This is a genomic window from Cucumibacter marinus DSM 18995, from assembly GCF_000429865.1.
GTDB classification, from domain to species: Bacteria; Pseudomonadota; Alphaproteobacteria; order Rhizobiales; family Devosiaceae; genus Cucumibacter; species Cucumibacter marinus.
In genome coordinates, this window is sequence record NZ_AUCR01000002.1 from 257,851 (window position 1) to 276,657 (window position 18,807).

General features: G+C 61.2%; 18 protein-coding genes. 14 read left to right on the forward strand and 4 right to left on the reverse strand.

What is annotated here, in order from left to right; translation table 11 throughout:
• Window positions 1–22 precede the first annotated feature (22 nt).
• The 4 genes from G489_RS0104415 to G489_RS0104430 form a co-directional block, all read right to left on the reverse strand.
• Window positions 23–1,282 (reverse strand): amino acid ABC transporter substrate-binding protein, encoded by a 1,260-nt coding sequence (locus G489_RS0104415; RefSeq protein ID WP_245578810.1) that lies wholly within the window; start codon window positions 1,280–1,282, stop codon window positions 23–25.
• Window positions 1,283–1,549: 267 nt separating this feature from the next.
• Complete coding sequence (locus tag G489_RS0104420) at window positions 1,550–2,674, reverse strand: anhydro-N-acetylmuramic acid kinase (protein WP_029040511.1); 1,125 nt, start codon at window positions 2,672–2,674, stop codon at window positions 1,550–1,552.
• 68 nt (window positions 2,675–2,742) lie between these two features.
• Complete coding sequence (locus G489_RS0104425; protein WP_155889311.1) at window positions 2,743–3,078, reverse strand: cupredoxin domain-containing protein; 336 nt, start codon at window positions 3,076–3,078, stop codon at window positions 2,743–2,745.
• Window positions 3,079–3,086: 8 nt separating this feature from the next.
• A complete protein-coding gene (locus tag G489_RS0104430; RefSeq protein WP_029040513.1) occupies window positions 3,087–3,638 on the reverse strand; it encodes a DUF4142 domain-containing protein in 552 nt (183 codons plus the stop codon).
• Between the two features lie 166 nt (window positions 3,639–3,804).
• Between G489_RS0104430 and G489_RS0104435 the strand changes: the two genes are divergently transcribed.
• The 14 genes from G489_RS0104435 to G489_RS19065 all read left to right on the forward strand — a co-directional run bounded on the left by G489_RS0104435 (window position 3,805) and on the right by G489_RS19065 (window position 18,732).
• A complete protein-coding gene (locus G489_RS0104435; protein WP_029040514.1) occupies window positions 3,805–4,752 on the forward strand; it encodes an AraC family transcriptional regulator in 948 nt (315 codons plus the stop codon).
• A gap of 135 nt (window positions 4,753–4,887) precedes the next feature.
• Window positions 4,888–5,157 (forward strand): usg protein, encoded by a 270-nt coding sequence (locus G489_RS0104440; protein ID WP_029040515.1) that lies wholly within the window; start codon window positions 4,888–4,890, stop codon window positions 5,155–5,157.
• A 433-nt stretch (window positions 5,158–5,590) separates the two neighbouring features.
• Window positions 5,591–6,610, forward strand: a complete 1,020-nt coding sequence (locus G489_RS0104445) for an alpha/beta fold hydrolase (RefSeq protein ID WP_029040516.1) — start codon at window positions 5,591–5,593, stop codon at window positions 6,608–6,610.
• A gap of 251 nt (window positions 6,611–6,861) precedes the next feature.
• The gene (locus G489_RS0104450) at window positions 6,862–8,007 is read left to right on the forward strand and encodes a transporter substrate-binding domain-containing protein (protein ID WP_029040517.1); all 1,146 of its coding nucleotides are present in this window, start codon (window positions 6,862–6,864) and stop codon (window positions 8,005–8,007) included.
• A gap of 12 nt (window positions 8,008–8,019) precedes the next feature.
• Window positions 8,020–8,685, forward strand: a complete 666-nt coding sequence (locus tag G489_RS19050; protein WP_051332303.1) for an ANTAR domain-containing protein — start codon at window positions 8,020–8,022, stop codon at window positions 8,683–8,685.
• A gap of 189 nt (window positions 8,686–8,874) precedes the next feature.
• On the forward strand, window positions 8,875–10,122 hold the full coding sequence (locus G489_RS0104460; RefSeq protein WP_029040518.1) for a transporter substrate-binding protein: 1,248 nt from the start codon (window positions 8,875–8,877) through the stop codon (window positions 10,120–10,122).
• Window positions 10,123–10,197: 75 nt separating this feature from the next.
• Window positions 10,198–11,067 (forward strand): urea ABC transporter permease subunit UrtB, encoded by an 870-nt coding sequence (urtB, locus tag G489_RS0104465; protein ID WP_029040519.1) that lies wholly within the window; start codon window positions 10,198–10,200, stop codon window positions 11,065–11,067.
• A gap of 5 nt (window positions 11,068–11,072) precedes the next feature.
• On the forward strand, window positions 11,073–12,242 hold the full coding sequence (gene urtC, locus G489_RS19055) for an urea ABC transporter permease subunit UrtC (RefSeq protein ID WP_245578811.1): 1,170 nt from the start codon (window positions 11,073–11,075) through the stop codon (window positions 12,240–12,242).
• A 4-nt stretch (window positions 12,243–12,246) separates the two neighbouring features.
• Entirely contained in the window at window positions 12,247–12,999 is a 753-nt protein-coding gene (gene urtD / locus G489_RS0104475) for an urea ABC transporter ATP-binding protein UrtD (RefSeq protein ID WP_029040520.1), read from the forward strand.
• The gene (urtE, locus tag G489_RS0104480; protein ID WP_029040521.1) at window positions 12,992–13,690 is read left to right on the forward strand and encodes an urea ABC transporter ATP-binding subunit UrtE; all 699 of its coding nucleotides are present in this window, start codon (window positions 12,992–12,994) and stop codon (window positions 13,688–13,690) included. Before urtD ends, urtE begins: the two co-directional genes overlap by 8 nt.
• Before the next feature lie 75 nt (window positions 13,691–13,765).
• Window positions 13,766–14,803, forward strand: coding sequence for an aliphatic amidase (locus G489_RS0104485; protein ID WP_029040522.1), 1,038 nt, complete (start codon window positions 13,766–13,768; stop codon window positions 14,801–14,803).
• Between the two features lie 127 nt (window positions 14,804–14,930).
• Window positions 14,931–15,728 carry a CbbQ/NirQ/NorQ/GpvN family protein gene (locus G489_RS0104490; protein ID WP_029040523.1) on the forward strand — a complete coding sequence of 266 codons (798 nt, stop codon included), beginning with the start codon at window positions 14,931–14,933 and terminating at the stop codon, window positions 15,726–15,728.
• Window positions 15,729–15,741: 13 nt separating this feature from the next.
• Window positions 15,742–18,021: a nitric oxide reductase activation protein NorD gene (locus G489_RS19060; protein WP_051332304.1), complete on the forward strand. Its 2,280-nt coding sequence runs from the start codon at window positions 15,742–15,744 to the stop codon at window positions 18,019–18,021.
• An 18-nt stretch (window positions 18,022–18,039) separates the two neighbouring features.
• Window positions 18,040–18,732, forward strand: a complete 693-nt coding sequence (locus G489_RS19065; RefSeq protein WP_051332305.1) for an MIP/aquaporin family protein — start codon at window positions 18,040–18,042, stop codon at window positions 18,730–18,732.
• The last annotated feature ends 75 nt before the right edge of the window (window positions 18,733–18,807 follow it).

An 18,807-nucleotide genomic window follows, 5' to 3' on the forward strand; every position in this document is an offset into this window, starting at 1 on the left:
TTCGGCGCGCGCCTGACCGAACCTATTCGGCGGGCTTGAATTCCGGTTTCGGAATGATCGGATCCCGCGCGCCCTCGCGCTCGGTATGCGCAAGGCCGACGAACTGGCCGTCCTGCCACTGACCGACGGTCCACAGCGAACGGAGCTGATTGTCGACCAGCTTCACCTCGCCAAGGATGGTGTCGAACGTGCCGGTGGAGAGCTCTTTGGCGACCGCGTCGCGATCGACGTCACCGACGCGCTCAATGGCCTGTTGCAGCATTTGCAGGCTCGCATAGGTCACTGCGCTCGCCCAGCTGTCCGGCGGGTTGCCGGTTACCTCGGTGTGGCGTTCGAAATAGTCCTTGATGGCTTCGCTGTCCGGGTCGACGCCGCCGATACCCATCACGCCTTCGACATTCTCGCCGGCGATGTTGGGATAGACCGGGAAGGCGGTCCCGACGCCGAGATAGAACACCTTGGGATTGAAGCCGGAGACGACCGATTGCTGGGTCAGCGCAAAAGTGCCCGGCGGGTATGAGAAGGCGACGAAGGTGTCGGCGCCAAGGCCGGAGACCTCGTTGATGATCGGCGCGAAGTCGGACGTGCCGAGCGGATAGGATTGCTCATAGACCACCTCGAAGCCCGCGGCCTCGAAAGCGGGCAGAGCGGCTTTCGACAGATCGATGCCGAAACCGTCCGCGACCGAGATCACGGCAACCTTGTTGTTGATGGTGCCGGCATCGCGCTGTTCGGACAGCAGGTCGACCAGCGCCACGGCATAATCATAGCCGCCGCCGAGCATCCAGAAGCTCTTGTCCCAGCGGTTGGCCATTTCGCCGGCGAGGTCGGTTACGGCCGTGGCAGCGAGCTGCGGATAGCCGAACCGGTCGAAGGTCGGACCCGTGGCAAGGTTCGGTCCTGTGCCCCAGGTCGGCAGAATGAAGTCGACATTGTCCTGGGTGGCCAGCCGTTCAATGGCGCGCACCGCTTCCTCGGTCGAGGAACGATCGTCGTATTCGATGACCTCGACAGGCAGCGTCTTGCCCAGCGCCGAGAGTTCGATGCCGCCATCGGCGTTCACATCGTGCACCCAGAGCTTGTAGTTGGGGATGGTGGTGATACCCGCGCCGGTGGCATTGGGGCCGGTGAGCGGCACGGCGTAGCCGATGCGGATCGAGTCGCGTTCGCCGTCCTGCGCTCCGGCCGAGACCGGTGCAAGGGCGAGAGCCATGGCAGTCAATGCGGATGCGCCGATCAAGGCGCGGCGCTTCATGGGGGCTTTGAGCCCGGATGTAGACATGCGTTCCTCCCGTTACATTGGATCCGCCTGCAGGCTTGGCATTCGGCCTGGCAGGGCTGGGCCCGGCGATGATCGACATCGGGCCTCGGATCACAGCGCTGGCGGATGGCGCCCGCGCTCGCGCAGCTTACGGCCTAGCATGAGTGCAAAAAATACACTTTTTTGACTATAAAATGGACAAAATTGGATATGTGTAAGGATTTACCGCGATTTCGCAGGGGGCGGTCACGCGATTGTTAAGCGTCTCGCCGAATGCGGATTTCGCGGCTATTGGCGGGCCTGATGGACAACTCCGCCGGTCATCGGGGACGGGACGCCTGTGGTGCCGGGAATGCTGATCGGCAGCCCGTGCAGCCGTCGCATTGCCAGGAACGCAAAACATTCGGCTTCGATGGCGTCTCCCCGCCAGCCATGATCTTCGGCGCTCTCGACTTTGACGTCCGCGCGCTCGCCGATGGCGCGCATCAGGCTCGGATTGCGTCTGCCGCCGCCGCAAACGATGAGCCTGTCCGGACGGCGGGGCAGCAGGTCGAGGCCCTTGCCCACCGCCGCAGCGGAGAAGGCCGTCAGGAGAGCCGCCCCGTCCTGTGCGCTCAGTCCTTCGGCCATCTCGGCGGTAAAGCTGTTGCGGTCGAGCGATTTGGGGAAGGGCTGCGAGAACCAGGCATGGTCCAGCAGTGCTGCGAGGCGGTCCATATCCACCACTCCGCTGGCCGCGATCTGCCCGTCTCGGTCCATTTCGCCCAGCCCGTGTCGCTTCACCCAGTCATTGACCGGGGCATTGGCGGGGCCGGTGTCGAAAGCGATCAGCGTGTCATTGGGCCCGGTGGCGGTGACATTGCCGACACCCCCGAGATTGAGAATGGCGGTGTCGTCACCCATGCCCGCGCTTTGCATCAGGGCCCTGTGGTAGACGGCAGAAAGCGGTGCGCCCTGGCCACCGGCGGCCATATCGGCGCTGCGGAAATCGTTGACCACGGTTATGCCCAGGCGTTCCGCCATCAGGGCACCATCCCCGAGCTGCCGGGTTCTGCCGTTTCGTCCCGCCTGCGGCGCGCGATGCAGCACGGTCTGGCCGTGGAAGCCGACTGCTGCGACATCGATCGGTTTCAGCCCGGCCTCGGCGACAAGTTCTTCGACAGCACGAGCCTGGGCCAGGGTCAGCGCCTGTTCCGCCTGCGCAAAGATTTCGGGGTCTTGATCCGCGAACTGCCAGTTCTGCGCAGTGGCCAGCGCGTCAGCGATCAGGCGGTTCTCGTGTTCGCCATACGGCGCGAGGCGAAAGGGCCCGAATTCGGCGACCGTCTCGCCATCGGTGCGCAGCAATGCGACATCGATATTGCCGTCGAGCACCGTGCCGGTCATCAGCCCGACCGCCCATTCATGAGCCATGAATCACCCCGTTCGATTCCGGGGGTGTTCATAGCTGCATTTTGGCGGCCGGGCGATGGTTTGGCCGCTTATTCAGCGGCGAGACTGGCCTTCATGTTCGGGTGAAACCGACAGAAATAGTCGGTGCCGAACCCGGCCCCAAAGACGACGAAAGCCTTTGTTCCCGGGGCGATCAGGCCTGTGTCCCAGCTCCCGTCGGCAGCGGTCGCGGTGTGTGGCACCGCGTCCTCATTGCTGAACTCCAGCGTTTCTCCGGGTTTGACCGTCGCTGGGTCGTGGTCAAAGGCAAATCCCTTGATGCGGATATGCACCATGCCGTTATGGGCCGAGGCCGGTGCGGAGGGCATCAGAGAAGCGGCCAGGATGGCCGCCCCTCCTTTCAGCACGGTGCGCCGGGTGAGCATTTTCCCGATCATTTGAGCGCCTCGACCATCATCTCGGCGTGACCTTGATGGACCAGGAAGATCTCGTGTCCCGCCTCGAACAACGCCTTGACCTCTTCGTTCTCGATATTGGGAATGAAGACATCGCCGACGAGTTGATTGACCGCCTGGTGATAGGCGAGTTCGTTCTCAGCGTAGCGCTGATCGAATGCCGAGCCGTCAAGGCTTTCGAGTTCTACGGCGATCTTGTCGGCATTCTCGCTGAGTTGCTGCGACAGGAAATTGTCCTGTGCCTCGGCACCAAGCTCGTCGAGCAGGGCCAGCGCCTGCTCGTTGACCGCGGTGTGGTCGCGGATCATCGTCTCGGCGAAATTGCGCACCGCCTGGTTTTGCGACTTTTCAAGTGCGATTTCGGCATAGCGGATGTCGATATTGTCGGCGGTATAGGCGACATGAGCGATCTCGAGATCGTTGAGCTCGGCCGGGTCGTTCCCCATAGCATCCTGCGCCAACGCATTGCCCGCGGTCATCGGCAGGGCAGCAAATACGATCGCGGCAATGGCGGTTCTGAGTGTGTTCATGGTTTCCTCCTGAACGGATTTGGATCTGGTTCTGGCCGATTGGCCGACGAGGAGGAAACGTCAATCTGACATCATGTTGAATGATTGATAATTCATTTTTCTTGATCATTCGTTCGGATGAATTGCTCAAAACGGAATTTTTGATAAAAGAGGGATGGAGGTGTCAATGGACCTGTTGAGCGACATCCTTTCTTTCCTGCGGTTGCGCGGCAGCCTTTACTTCCGCACCGAATTCACCTCGCCCTGGAGCGTGCAGGTGCCGGCTTTCGAGCGCGTGGCGCGGTTTCATTTCGCGCATCGAGGGCGATGTCTTGTCCGGCCGGACGGCGTTGAAGCCGCGGTCCAGCTCGAGCAGGGCGATTTGATCATCATCCCGCGCGGGGTGGCGCACCGGCTTTATTGCGATCCCGCGACCGAGCATCAGGCGGTTCAGATCGACCGGGTGGTCGAACTGTCGGGTTTCACCGGTGAGGGGGCCCTGATCTATGGCGCGGAGCAGGGAGATCAACAGACCCAGCTCGTTTGCGGTCATTTCGCTTTCGACCCTGATGCCAACCACCCGATGATCGATGCCCTGCCGGCCTATGTGCATATCCGCAATTACGGGGAGACCGCCGGGGCCTTCATGGAGCACACGCTACGCGTGATCGGTGCCGAGGCCGGGCGTGGCGGTCTCGGGTCCGACCTCATCGCACTCAAACTTTCCGAGATCATCTTTGCCCAGGCGTTGCGGGCCTATTTGTCCGGGGAAGGCAGCCAGAGACCGGTCTTTGCCGGCTTGCGCGACCGTTCAATTGCCCGGGCCCTGTCTGCCATCCATGCCGAGCCTGGCCGGAACTGGACGCTCGATACGCTTGCGGGCATTGCCGGGTTGTCACGCACCGTTTTCGCAACCCGGTTCGTCGAACTGATGGCGATGACGCCGCTGGCTTACCTCACTGCCTGGCGGATGCAGCGGGCGCGCCAGATGCTGGCGGAAACCGGGGAGCCGATCATCGAAATCGCTGAGCAAGTGGGATACCGGTCGGAGGCGGCATTCGGGCGAGTGTTCAAGAAGGCGATTGGCACGGCGCCGGCGCGCTACCGGCGTCAGGCCGCGGTGCTCACAAACTGATTCAACGCCTTGGCAGCACTCTTCCGAGTTTGCTGCTAAATATCTGATAATAAATGCAAAAATGTCAATTAGCGACGTGTTGTTAACGGTCAAGGTCCTAAGATTGCGTTAGTGCAATGCCGAAGGAGGACCAGGATGGGCCAATCAGCACTGAGCCGCCAACTCGAAGGCTATGGCATGACGACAGCGCAGATCGTCTATCGCATGCCCGATCATCTGGCGCTGTTCCAGGAATATATCTGGCAGGATTACGATCTGTTCCCGGACTTTCCCGAACTCACCAAGTTTCTCGATTTCTGGGAGAATCGGCTCGAGGGGCCGCTGTTTTCGGTCACCGTCGCCCATGAGAGGCTGATCAAGCCGGCCGAGATCCGCAACGTGGATGGCTGCTTCACCCTGCATTAGCGGCGTTTTCGCCCTGTGCGTTTTGCCGCGATCGACCGCCCCGCAGTGGCCCCGATGCAAGGCAGTTGACGATAGGCGCAAAGCGGGTTTACGATTTGCGCTTCTACGGACGGAGTGGTCCGTCCGCGGCAAAAGCGCCGCGTAAAATTGGTCGAGCAACAAAGCTCCATGCAGATCCTTACCGCCAAGGATACGCTGGGGCTTTTTGTGTTTTTGCGCGAGTGTGCAGTTTCACAAGGCAAGCCCGGCCGGTCCGCCCGATGATTTCAGGGTTCATCGGGTATACCAAACCGCCGGCCCGGCTCCCCGCCACGGCCTTGCGCATGGCATCAACGCCCCACGCAGGGCGCATCGCTCAGGATTTGCATGGACTAACCACGGCTACCGGACCGTGGGAAGCGGTTCGGTGCGGCGCCTGTCGAGGAGGAAGGGCATGACGGTGGACTACGAGATTTTCGATCTGGGCGATTTTACGCTGCAGCGGGGGGCAACGCTCCGCGACTGCAAGCTCGCCTACAAGACCTTTGGCACGCTCAACGCGTCCAAGGACAATGTGATCGTCTATCCCACCTGGTATTCGGGTCAGCACTACGACAATGAATGGCTGGTCGGGCAGGGCATGGCCCTCGACCCGGACAAGTACTTTATCATCATCCCCAACATGCTTGGGAACGGGCTCTCATCTTCTCCGTCCAACACCCCTGAGCCTTACAACCAGTCCCGGTTCCCGCAGGTTACCGCCTATGACAACGTCAAGGCGCAGCACAGGCTGGTGACCGAAAAGTTCGGGATCGAGCATATCCGGCTCGTGACCGGCTGGTCGATGGGGGCTTTGCAGACCTATCACTGGGCAGCGATGTATCCGGACATGATGGACCTGATCGCGCCGTTCTGCGGGTCGGCCAAATGCTCGCGGCACAATTTCGTTTTCCTTGAAGGGGTCAAGGCGGCGCTGACGGCCGATGCCGCGTTCGACAATGGCTGGTACACCGAGAAGCCGGCCAAGGGTCTGCGCGCGGCGGCACGGGTTTATGCCGGCTGGGGCTTCTCCCAGGCGTTCTACCGTGAAGAGCTGGATCTCAACACGCTCGGATATTCCTCGCTTGAGGATTTCCTGGTGGCCTTCTGGGAGGGGTTCTTCCTTCCCAAAGATCCGAACAATCTGTTGACCATGCTGTGGACATGGCAGAATGGCGACATCTCGGATAATGAAATATACAAAGGTGACTACAAGGCCGCCCTCGGTGCCATCAAGGCCAAGGCCTATGTGATGCCGGGCCGAACCGATCTCTACTTCCCGCCGGAAGACAGCGAGTTCGAAGTGGCCAACATGCCCAATGCGACTCTCGTTCCGATCGAGTCCGTCTGGGGTCATTTTGCTGGCGGTCCTGGCACCAATCCGGTGGACGTCAAATTCCTCGATGACAAGCTGAAGGAGCTGCTCTCGAGCTAAAGACCGGTTTATAGTTCTCCGTATGGAGAACAACCAAAAGGGGGATGGGCAAGACGGCCCTAACCTGTGACACTTTCCTTCGGACGCGCAGTCCACAGGCCACCAAAGAGCCAAAATACTGTGCGTTCGGATCGCGTCGAGCCTCGACAAGGGGTGTCGGCAAGCGGCTACAGGGCGCCGAAACCAGTGGAAACCTCCTAAGGGGTTTCCGCGCAATGCCCCCTTGTGGGGTGACAGGGAGACTATGCCAGATGTCGGGTTTGGACGAGCAAGTCACCAATGAACCCTGGCGCGTCGGTGTCCTGTTCTCGCAAAGCGGGTTCATGGCACTGATCGAGGACACCCAGTTCCGCGGCACCATGATCGCCATTGAAGAGATCAATGCCAATGGCGGCATTAATGGCCGGGAATTGCAGCCGGTGATCTATGATCCGGCTTCGGACAATTCGCTGTTCCGCGCCTATGCCCATCGCATGCTGTCGAAAGATGGGTTGAGCACCATTTTCGGCTGCTACACCTCATCGAGCCGCAAGGCGGTTCTGCCGGTGATCGAGCGGCTCAACGGGTTGCTTTGGTATCCCACGCTTTACGAGGGGTTCGAATATTCGCCCAATGTGATCTACACCGGCGCGGCGCCGAACCAGAATTCGATGGCGCTGTGTGAGTACCTCACCGAGCGCTATGGTTCGCGCTTCTATTTCGTGGGGTCAGACTATGTCTATCCGCGCGAATCCAACCGGATCATGCGCGAATTGCTGCAACGCAATGGCGGCGAGGTCGTCGGGGAAAGCTATGTGCCGCTCAATTCCAAGCGGCACGATTTCAACCCGATCATGCGCGACATCAAGCAGGCGCAGCCCGATGTGATCTTCTCGACCGTTGTAGGGATCGGCACCGTCTATCTCTATCAAAGCTTCAACGACTTCAATCTCGATCCCAAGCAGACCCCGATCGCGTCGCTGACGACAACCGAGGCCGAAATCCAGGCCATGGGCTCGGATGTGGGGGAAGGGCACATCACCGCCGCGCCCTATTTCCAGAGCATCGAGGGTGGCTCCAACCGGGCCTTTGTCGAGCGGTACCGCCGGCGCTACGGCGACAGCGAGTCGACGAATATGTGCGCCGAGGCAGCCTATTTTCAGGTGAAGATTTTTGCTGGCGCACTCGAAATGACCAATTCGCTGCAGACCGATGTTCTGCGGCCGATGGTGCTGGGGCAAAGCTTCGAGGCGCCTCAGGGCACGGTGTCGATCGACCCGCGCTGTTCGCACGCCAATGTCTGGTCGCGGATCGGCAAGGTCAATCGCGGCGGCCAGTTCGAGGTGGTCCAGCAATCGCTCTCCGCAGTCAATGCCGACCCCTATCTGGTCGGCATGATGCGGCCGGGAATGGCTTAGGAGCGGGATGCGGTGAACAGCGTCATACCCAGCAAGAATGGCGATCGCCGGCCCGGCAGCGCCATGCAGAACCTGACCATCACAGTGAGTTGCGAGCCCGATGCTCAGATGCAGGCATGCCTGCGCGAATTGCGGCGCACGCGGGCAGTGGTCAATGTGATCTGGCCGATGCCGACGCGGTTGTCGGCGGATGCCGATGTGCTGATCTGCGATTACTCGGTCGGGCTCGACCAGGCGTTGCCCTGGCTGCCTGGGGATGCAGAAGCGGCGCTGCTGCTTGTGCTGCCGCAGAACGGGGTGGTCGACGATCGTGTGGTCGCGGCGCTCGCCCCGCATGCGGTGCTGCAACGCCCGGTGCCGCCGACCCTGGCACGGCTGGCCACGCGGACGGCCTGGAGCCAGTTCCGCTACGAGCAGCGTCTGCGTGACCGCATTCGCAGGCTCGACGAGAACCTTCGTGCGATCCGCGATGTGGAACGCGCGAAGCTGATGATCATGTCCGAATATGGGGTCGAGGAAGACGAGGCCTATCGGCAGTTGCGCGAGCTTGCGATGCGCAACCAGCTCACCGTGGCCTCGGTCGCTGCCTCGATGGTCAGCCGGACATTGATGTGGCCGCCGCGTGAGCGGCCGCCTTCGGATAGCGATGAACGCCGTTCACTGGGCAGACATCGTTAAGAAAGACAACAGGTTAAGCGAAATATACGTATGCACGCTTGACAATTGATGCGGCCCATGTAGGCTAATTTCGTCCCGAATTCCGGGCTGCGGCAACAGAGCCGTAGAACATCATCTTGGCAATATCGCCTCCGTACCGTGCCTGACTGGCCGTGCGGGGGTTTTTTGTGTGCGCGGGAGGTTTTCACCATGGCACTAAAGCGCCGTAACTTTCTAAAAGGCTCAGCAGCACTTGGTGCTGCAACCGGTATGGGGCTGCCCCATATCTGGATGAAGAACACGGCTCTGGCTCAGGCCAGCAACGGCGAAATCAAGGTCGGGGTCCTTTTTTCCCTGACCGGCACGACCGGCATTATCGAAGAATCCCTCAACAAGGCGACGATCCTCGCCATCGAGGAAATCAACGACAATGGCGGCGTTAACGGCATGCGGATCAATCCGATTGTCGAAGACCCTGCATCCGACCCCGCAACCTTTGCGGAAAAGGCCCGGAAGCTGGTTCTCGGCGACAAGTGCGTGTCGGTGTTCGGCTCCTACACCTCGGCCAGCCGCAAGGCGGTGCTGCCGGTGTTCGAAGGCCGCGACAACCTCTACTTCTACCCGACCCTTTATGAGGGCCGCGAATGCTCGAAGAACGTCATCTACACCGGTGCCGTTCCCAACCAGCAGCAGGATGAATTCATTCCGTGGCTGGTCGAAAAGTTCGGCAAGAAGTTCTACCTGATCGGCTCGAACTACATCTATCCGAAAGAAGAGAACAACTACTGCAAGAAGCTGCTCGAAGAGCTTGGTGCAGAAGTCGTCAACGAAGAATACGTGCCGCTGGGGCACTCCGAGTTCTCCTCGGTGATCAACAAGATCCAGTCGACCCAGCCCAACGTGATCTTCTCGACCGTTGTTGGTGACTCGGTGGTGGCTCTGCACCGCCAGTACCGCGCTGCGGGTCTCGATCCGGAAAAGATGCCGATGGCCTCGCTCACCACATCGGAGAACGAAGTCGCGGCGATGGGTGGCGAAGCCGCTGCCGGTCACTTCACCTCGGCACCTTACTTCATGGTTCACCAGTCGCCGGAGAACGAAAAGTTCGTGGAGGCCTACCGCTCCCGCTGGGGCGGCGACAAGGTTACCCACTTCGTGTCCGAGCCGTCCTACTTCCAGGTCTACATGTTCAAGCAGGCGGTCGAAAAACTCGCCGCTTCCGACATCACCCCGCCGAATATCCGCGAGGCGATCAAGGACGTCGAGCTGATCGCGCCCCAGGGTCGTGTGCTGCTCGAGCGCGAGAACCTGCACACCTGGCTGTGGCCGAAAATCGCCATGGCGAAGTCGGACGGGCAGTTCGAGGTGCTCCAGGAGAGCCCGGAATGGATCAAGCCGCTGCCCTATGCGGCCTATCCCGATCAGCTCTGTGCCGAGGACGGCCTCCAGCAGGTCTGACCACTTTCTTCAAAACCGGTACGCGGCGCCCCTGCCGGCGGCGCGTACCTCCCCTGCGGGGCTCAGAGGTGTCCTATGGACTTTGTGCTGCAACAGCTTCTTACCGGTCTGAGTATCGGTTCCATCCTCCTGCTGGTCGCCCTTGGACTGGCGATCATTTACGGGACGATGGGCGTCATCAACATGGCGCATGGCGAATTCCTCATGCTCGGGGCGTATGGCGCCTGGGCACTGAAGGCATTCTTCGGTCTTGGGCTTCTCGAGAGCCTTGTCATCATTTTCATCGGCGTGGCGGCGCTGGGCTATCTGGTTGAACGCGGTGTCATCCAGTTCCTCTACAAGCGGCCACTCGATACAATTCTGGCGACCTGGGGGATCGGGGTGATCCTGCAGCAATCGGCGCGGCTCCTGGCCGGCGGCGAATTGCGCTATGTCGAAATGCCCTCCATCCTGATTGGACAGGTCAATATCTTCGGCGTTTCGGTCGCCGGGTACCGGGTCTTCATCTTCGCCTTCGTGGCCGCGATGTTCGCGATCACCTGGTTCCTGTTCTACCGTACCAGTTTCGGCATGAAGCTGCGTGCCGTGGTGCAGGACCAGAGCATGGCCTCGTGCTTCGGCATCAATGCCAAGCGGATCTATTCGCTCACCTTCGCCTATGGCGCGGGGCTCGCGGGCCTGGCCGGGGCGCTGGTCGCACCGCTCAAATCCGTGTCGCCCGAAATGGGCACGACCTATGTGGTCGATGCCTTCTTCGTGGTGGTGCTCGGCGGTGCGCAGTCGCTGTTCGGAACCGTGGCGAGCGCCACGCTTCTGGGCGAGATGAACGGCGTGCTGGCCTATTGGTACAATGACACCATCGCCAAGGCGCTGGTGCTGCTGGCCATCGTCGTGCTCATCCGGTTCCGGCCCCAGGGTCTGTTCTCAACCCGCATCCGGAGCTGATGACCATGGCGCTTCCTTCAAAATCCGGTTTGCCGATCTCCCGTCAGACACTGATCCAGCTCATTGTCTATGGTCTTGTCTGCCTGGCGATCTTCATCTTCCCGTTCATTCTCGACAATGACTTCCTGCTCAACCGCTATGCCCGCTATCTGGTGCTGGCCATGGTGGCGATGGCGCTGAGCCTTTCGTGGGGTTATGCGGGCATTCTCAATCTCGGCCAGGCCATGGCGTTCGGCCTCGGCTCCTACTGCATGGCCATGGCGCTCAAGCTGAGAACCGTTCCGGTGCATACCGGGGCGGGCGGGCTGCCCGACTTCATGGTGTGGAACAACGTCGAGAGCCTGCCGTGGTTCTGGGTGCCGTTCTACAACATGCCCTTCGCGATCATCGCGGGCATCGGTGTGCCGGTCGCCGTCTCGTTCCTTCTGGGCTGGTTCATGTTCAAGGGGCGGATCACCGGGGTCTATGTGGCGATCATCACGCTCGCCGCGCTGGTGGTGGCAAACCTTCTGATAATCGACGCGCAGAGTGTGACCGGTGGCTTCAACGGCATCACCGACCTGGCGCAGCTCGAACTGTTCGGCTTCACCTTCGACGCCTATTCCAAGAGCACCTATTTCCTCGTGGCCGGCTGTCTCACGGTCAGTCTGTTCGTGGCGCTCATGGTGACCAAATCGAAGGCCGGCCTCGTCTTGCAGGCGGTGCGCGACCATGAGGACCGGGTCCGGTTCTTCGGCTATGACGTCGCCTCGTTCAAGGTGCTCGCCTTCTGCGTGTCGGCAGGCATCGCGGGGCTGGCGGGCATGCTCTACACCGTCGTGCTCGAATTCGCCTCGCCCACCTTCCTCGATGTCTCCCTGTCGCTCTCCATCGTCATCTGGGTGGCGGTTGGTGGCCGGCAGAGCCTTCTGGGTGCGGCGCTCGGGGCCATTCTTGTGGCAGGCACACAGAGCTCGCTGCAAGAGAACGAGTTCTTCCTCGATACCTGGATGCTGATCATGGGCGCGTTGTTCGTCCTGGTCGTGCTGTTCCTGCCCAACGGGCTGGCCAGTCTTGTCGACATCATCGGCCGTGCGCTCAAGCGCGGCCGTGGACCGGCACAGCGTTCCACCTCTTCTCCGGCACAAACATCAGAGCCGGCCGAGGCAAACGTGTCCAAGCAGGGAGCGGAGTAGGCCGATGAGCGGACACCTTCAAATCACCGATCTCACGGTCGATTTCGGCGGCTTCACAGCCGTCAAGGATCTCGGCCTGACGATCAACAAGGGCGAACTCAGATGCCTGATCGGGCCGAATGGGGCGGGCAAGACGACAACGCTCGACCTCATTTGCGGCAAGACCAAGCCGACGCGCGGTTCGATCAAATATGACGGCAAGGAGCTGGCTTCTCTCGAGGAATACAAGATCGCCAGGGCCGGGGTGGGGCGCAAGTTCCAGATCCCGTCCGTGTTCAAGCAGTTGACGGTCTACGAAAATCTCGAAGTCGCCAACTGCAAGAATACCGGGGTTTTCGCCAATCTGTTCCGGCCGGGGCATTCCTCCCACCGGGACGGGCTGGAAAAGCTGGCCGAGTTCGTCGGCCTTGCCGATCAGCTCGACCTGCCGGCGGCCTATCTCAGCCACGGGCAGACCCAATGGCTCGAAATCGCGCTCCTGCTGGCGCGTGACAGCGAGCTCATCCTGCTCGATGAGCCGACGGCCGGAATGACGGCCCAGGAAACCCACAAGACTGCCGAGATCTGTAATCGCCTCAAGGGCAAGCACACCATCGTCGTCGTCGAACACGACATGGGGTTTGTCCGCGAAATCTGCGACGTGATCTCGGTCATGCACCAGGGGCAACTGCTCGCGGAAGGCACGGCTGACGAAATCAGCGCCGATCCGCAAGTGCGCGAGGTTTATCTCGGATCCATGGGGATTGGCGATGCTTGAGATCAGCAAACTCGATGGCTATTACGGCAATTCCCGCACGCTTCAGCAGGTCGAACTGACCGTTGGACAGTCGGGCTTCCTGTCGGTGCTTGGCCGGAACGGGGTCGGCAAGACGACGCTGATGCGCGCCATTCTCGGTCTTTTGGACCGGACCGAAGGCGCCATCCGGCTGGATGGAAGGGACCTTGCGTCCGAGCCCACCCACAAACGTGCCATGGCCGGTATCGGCTATGTGCCGCAGGGCCGCGGAATCCTGCCGCGGTTCACCGTGGCGGAGAACCTCAAGATGGGGAGCTTCGCCCGCACATCCGACCGCGGCAAGGAACTCGAGGACCTGGTCTTCTCCCTGTTTCCGATCCTCAAGGAATTCCTGCCGCGAGCGGGTGGCAACCTGTCCGGCGGCCAGCAGCAACAACTCGCCATCGCGCGAGCGCTGCTGACCGATCCCAAGATCATCCTTTTCGACGAGCCGACGGAGGGTATCCAGCCCAACATCGTCGAGCAGATCGAGGAGGCGATCATCACGCTCAACAAGGACCACGGCATCACGATCGTGCTTGTCGAGCAGGACATCACTTTCGCGCGGCGGGCCAGCTCCAGCTTCGCGATCATGGAAAAGGGGACCGTTATGGCGGCGGGCGAGATCGGTGAACTCACCGAGGAACTCGTCCATCGGCATATGGGGGTCTGACCAGGGCGGAACGCATCGACGCCCGCGGCGGGCGCCGGTGTCTTACTCAAACACCGATTTTTGAAGGAGGAGACGATGCTTCACGGTGATATCTCGAGCAGCAACGACACAGTCGGGGTTGCCGTCGTCAACTACAAGATGCCGCGGCTGCATACCAAGGCCGAAGTGCTGGACAATGCCCGCAACATTGCCAGCATGGTCGAAGGCATGAAGGTCGGCCTGCCGGGGATGGACCTCGTCATCTTCCCGGAATATTCGACCCACGGGATCATGTATGACCAGAAGGAAATGTATGAGACCGCCTCGTCCATCCCGGGCGAGGAGACAGAGATCTTTGCCGAGGCCTGCCGCAAGGCGGATGTTTGGGGCGTGTTCTCGCTGACCGGCGAGCGGCACGAAGAACACCCCAACAAGGCGCCCTACAACACGCTCATCCTGATGAACAACAAGGGTGAGATCGTGCAGAAATACCGCAAGATCATGCCCTGGGTTCCGATCGAGGGCTGGTATCCGGGCAACTGCACTTATGTGTCGGATGGGCCGAAAGGCCTCAAGATCTCGCTGATCATCTGCGATGATGGCAACTATCCCGAGATCTGGCGCGATTGTGCCATGCGCGGCGCCGAGCTGATCATCCGCTGCCAGGGCTATATGTACCCGGCCAAGGAACAGCAGGTGATCATGTCAAAGGCCATGGCCTGGGCCAATAACACCTATGTGGCAGTGGCCAACGCATCGGGCTTTGACGGGGTCTACTCCTATTTCGGTCATTCGGCCCTTATCGGGTTCGACGGCCGGACGCTCGGCGAATGCGGGACGGAAGAAAACGGCATCCAGTATGCAGCTCTTTCCACCTCGCTGATCCGCGATTCCCGCAAGAACATGCAGTCGCAGAACCACCTCTACAAGCTGGTTCACCGTGGCTATACCGGCATGATCGGCTCCGGGGAAACCGCACAGGGCGTGGCAACCTGCCCCTATGACTTCTATGCCAAATGGGTCAACGACCCCGAAGGCACCCGGGAAATGGTCGAGGCCATCACGCGCTCGACGCCGGGTACCGAAGAGGCGCCCATCGAGGGCATTCCGCACGAACTCGAGAAACACCGCTAAGGCGGTTGGCGGGCGGCGCATCCTGCCTGGCGTCGCCCGCACCTTTATCTCCTCGGGGCCAGGACCGGTCCTCACCGGACCGGTCGGGCTGCCCGCTTAACATCAGGGCTTCGGAATGGATCTCCAAATGGATCTCCAAGACTATCTCATACGGGACGAGCCCTATTACCGGGCCGTCGGCGACGAACGGGAACAGTTCGCAGCCGCCTATGCGGCGCGGATGCCGATGATGCTCAAGGGGCCGACGGGTTGTGGCAAGACCCGCTTCATCGAGCACATGGCCTACCGGCTCAACAAGCCACTGATCACCGTCGCTTGCCATGAAGACATGACGGCCTCGGATCTGGTGGGCCGATACCTGCTCGATGCCGAAGGCACGGTCTGGCATGACGGGCCGCTGTCGATCGCGGTTCGCTATGGCGCGATCTGCTATCTCGACGAGGTTGTCGAGGCGCGCCAGGACACCACAGTCGTCATTCACCCGCTGACCGATGACCGCCGGGTGCTGCCGCTCGAAAAGAAGAACGAGCTCATTGAGGCCCATCCCGATTTCCAGATCGTGATCTCCTACAATCCGGGCTATCAGAGCGTTCTCAAGGACCTCAAGGAATCCACGAAGCAGCGCTTCGCCGCGCTCGAATTCACCTATCCCGAGGCCGGGATCGAATCCGAGATCGTCATGCATGAAGCGGGGATCGACAAGAAGACCGCCGAGTTGCTGGTCCAGGTCGGCGTGCGCTCGCGCAATCTCAAGGGACACGGGCTCGACGAAGGTGCCTCCACCCGGATGTTGATTCAGGCGGGCCGGCTGATGGCGCAAGGCATTGCGCTCAAGGACGCGTGCCATGTGGCCATCGTCTTGCCGATTACTGACGATCCGGAACTGCGCGATGCATTGACTGAAGCCATCACGGCGCTGAGCTGAGGCGGGCCGCGCCGTGAAACCCACCGCCACTGCCGCACTTGATCTCCTCGACCGCACGGGACTGACCCGAGCGGTCACGGCGCCTGTGCTGACGACCGTTGGCGAACATCTCGACCGGCGTCTGTTTGCAGACTGGTCATCCAATCTCGAGCGGCTCGTGGATTGCGGCGGCCGAGGGGCGCTGGTTCTCGATTTCATTCGAGCCAGCGCCGCTTGCGCCCGACGGTTCCCGCCTGAAGACTGCGTGGCACTGTCCCGGTCATTATGCGCGTTGACCAAGGATCTGGGGCCAAGCGAAATGGCCGCCATAACTCAACATCTTCCCGCCGCCATCTCGGCGATCCGGGTGGATGATGGTGTGCGCTATTATCTGTCTCTGCTTGAAGATATCGCCGACGAGGCCCCGGGCGCCCTGGCGGTGTTTGTCGAGCGGACGCCGATGCTGCTGACCCATGTCCGGCAGGAGGGCCTTCGTGCCTTTGTGCGCGCCGGGCTGACAAGCGAGCGCGACACCGAAAAGCTGCACCACTATTTTGCCCTGGCCGACAAGAGCGCCTGGCAGGTCATTGAGCAGGAAGGTGGCGAAGTCTCGCTTGGCGAGATCGAGGGACGGCTTAAATCGCTGGCCACCGTGCTGTGGAAGGGCAGACCCTTTATACGGCCTCTGCCGGGGAACAGCGCACTCGGCGGGCAACGCCGCGCCAGTTTCGACCGGCACATGATCAGGCTGCCGCAGAGTTTTTCCGGTTATCGGGCCAGCGAGGCCGAGCAACTCTACAAGGCCGCCATCGCCCATATCGGGGCGCATTGGGCCCACACCCCGCACCGCGTTGAGATTAAGTCGCTCAAACCGGTGCAGGTGGCGCTGGTCGCGTTGCTTGAAGATGCCAAGGCCGAGATTTTGGCTGGTCGCGAATATCCCGGCCTGCTTCGGCTCTGGCGACGGTTTCACACTGCGGAGGCTGCCGGGCCGGCGCTGGCCGAGCCCCTGATGGCCCGGCTCAGCCGGGCGTTGATCGATCCCGACTATGAGGACGACAATTCCTGGGTTCAGAAGGGCAAGAAGTTGTTCTTCGATGCTGAACCCGACTGGGATGATCCGGCTGTGCTGCGGCGCATCGGCGGACTTTTGGGCAATGATATCGGGCAGATGCGGCTGCAGTTCAACGCCAAGACCTATGTCGTGCAGCCGGCCTATCGCGACGATAATATGGGCATTCTCGATTTCGGCGATATTCCGCCCGAGATGAACGAAGACGACGAAGAAGTCTTCGATTCCGTCCAGCTCAATCAGGTCGAGAACCCGGATCAGCCCCAGGACAGGGACAAGCAGGAATCCGGAGGCGACGCCAACAGTCAGGTCTCTTCCATCCGGCCCGTCGACAGCGATCACGGCATTCCGATCGCCAAGCTGCCCGAATGGGACTATGCGACAGGCGCGACCCGGCGCGACTGGGTGACGATCATGGAGTATCGGCCCGTCGCTTCACGGGCCTCGATCATCGACCAGGTGCTCGACCGGCACGCGACCGAACACCGGCGCATCGAGGCGCTGATCTCCCAGGCGCGGGTGGGCAGGGCGATCCGGCTCAAACGCCAGCCTGAAGGGGATTCGCTTGATCTCGATGCCGCGATCCGCGCCATGATCGACCGGCGGGCCGGGGTTGAACCCGATACGCGGGTCTACCAGTCATCCGCACTGATGCATCGTGATCTGTCGGTTCTGGTGCTGCTGGATATCTCCGAGAGCACCAAGGATATCGTCACCGGCACCCACTCCACCGTCTTCTCGGCGGAGCGTGCCGCCACGGCGCTTCTCGCTGAAGCGATGGCCGGGCTCAACGACCCGTTTGCGATCCATGCCTTTTGCTCGGACAGCCGCAAGGAGCTTCGCTACTACCGGATCAAGGATTTCGGCGAGCGCTATGGCGATGATGCCAAGAGCCGGCTGGCGGGCCTGAGGCCGGGGCTGTCGACGCGTATGGGGGCTGCGCTGCGGCAGGCAGCACATGAGATCGGCGGCCAACTCACCCATCGGCGGCTGGTGCTGGTCGTGACCGATGGTGAGCCGTCCGACATCGATGTGTCCGACCGCAAATATCTGGTCGAAGACGCGCGCAAAGCGGTGCACGAACTCGCCCATCAGGGTATCAATGTGTTTGCAGTCGGGCTCGACAGCGAGGGCGAAGGGTATCTCAGCCGGATATTCGGACGGCGGAATGTGGCGCAGATTTCAAATGTCGCTGCGCTGCCGCACAAGCTGCCCATGCTCTATCTCCGCCTGACAGCCTGAGGGACCGGGGAGGGGGCTTTGGGAGAGAGTAGGCAAGAAGGCTGGCGCGACGATTTCCGCAAATATCTGGCAGAGGTGATCGGCACCTTCATGCTGGTGTTCTTTGCCGCCGGCGCCGTGATGGGAGCAACGCTTTCCGGCGCGCCTCACGGTGCGGTGATTGGCGGCGCGGCTTCCGGCATCGGGCTGATGGTGATCATCTGGATCTTCCTGCCGGTCTCCGGTGCGCATGTGAACCCGGCCTTGTCGATCGCGCTGGCGATCTTCGGTCGGTTTCCCTGGCGGCTATTGCCCGGCTACATCATTGCCCAGCTTTTGGGGTCGGCGCTCGCAGCGGGCGTGTTGCGGGCGGGCTTCGGCAGCGTCGCTGCCATGGGCGCCAATCTGCCGGCCATCGATGCCGGGATCACGCCCGTCGATGCGCTGATCATCGAAACCACTCTTTCGATCATCCTGATGATCGTGATCCTTGGTGCCTTCAATCTGCGTCCGGCCCTTGCAGCCTTTGCACCGGTTCCCATCGGTGCGGTGGTGGGGGCGGAAGTGCTTGTGTTTGCCGGGCTTGCCGGCGGCGCCATGAACCCGGCCCGCGCCTTCGGGCCCTATCTGTTTTATGGCGACTGGACCCATTACTGGATCTATGTGGTCGGACCGGTGGGCGGAATGGCCATCGGTGCAGCCCTGTTCGTCTGGCTGTTCACCGACCGCTAGACCTGATGCACGGGGTTCCCCGGTAACCGCCGGTTAACCATAAATTCCCCAAAAGCCGAGCATTGCCAATACAAC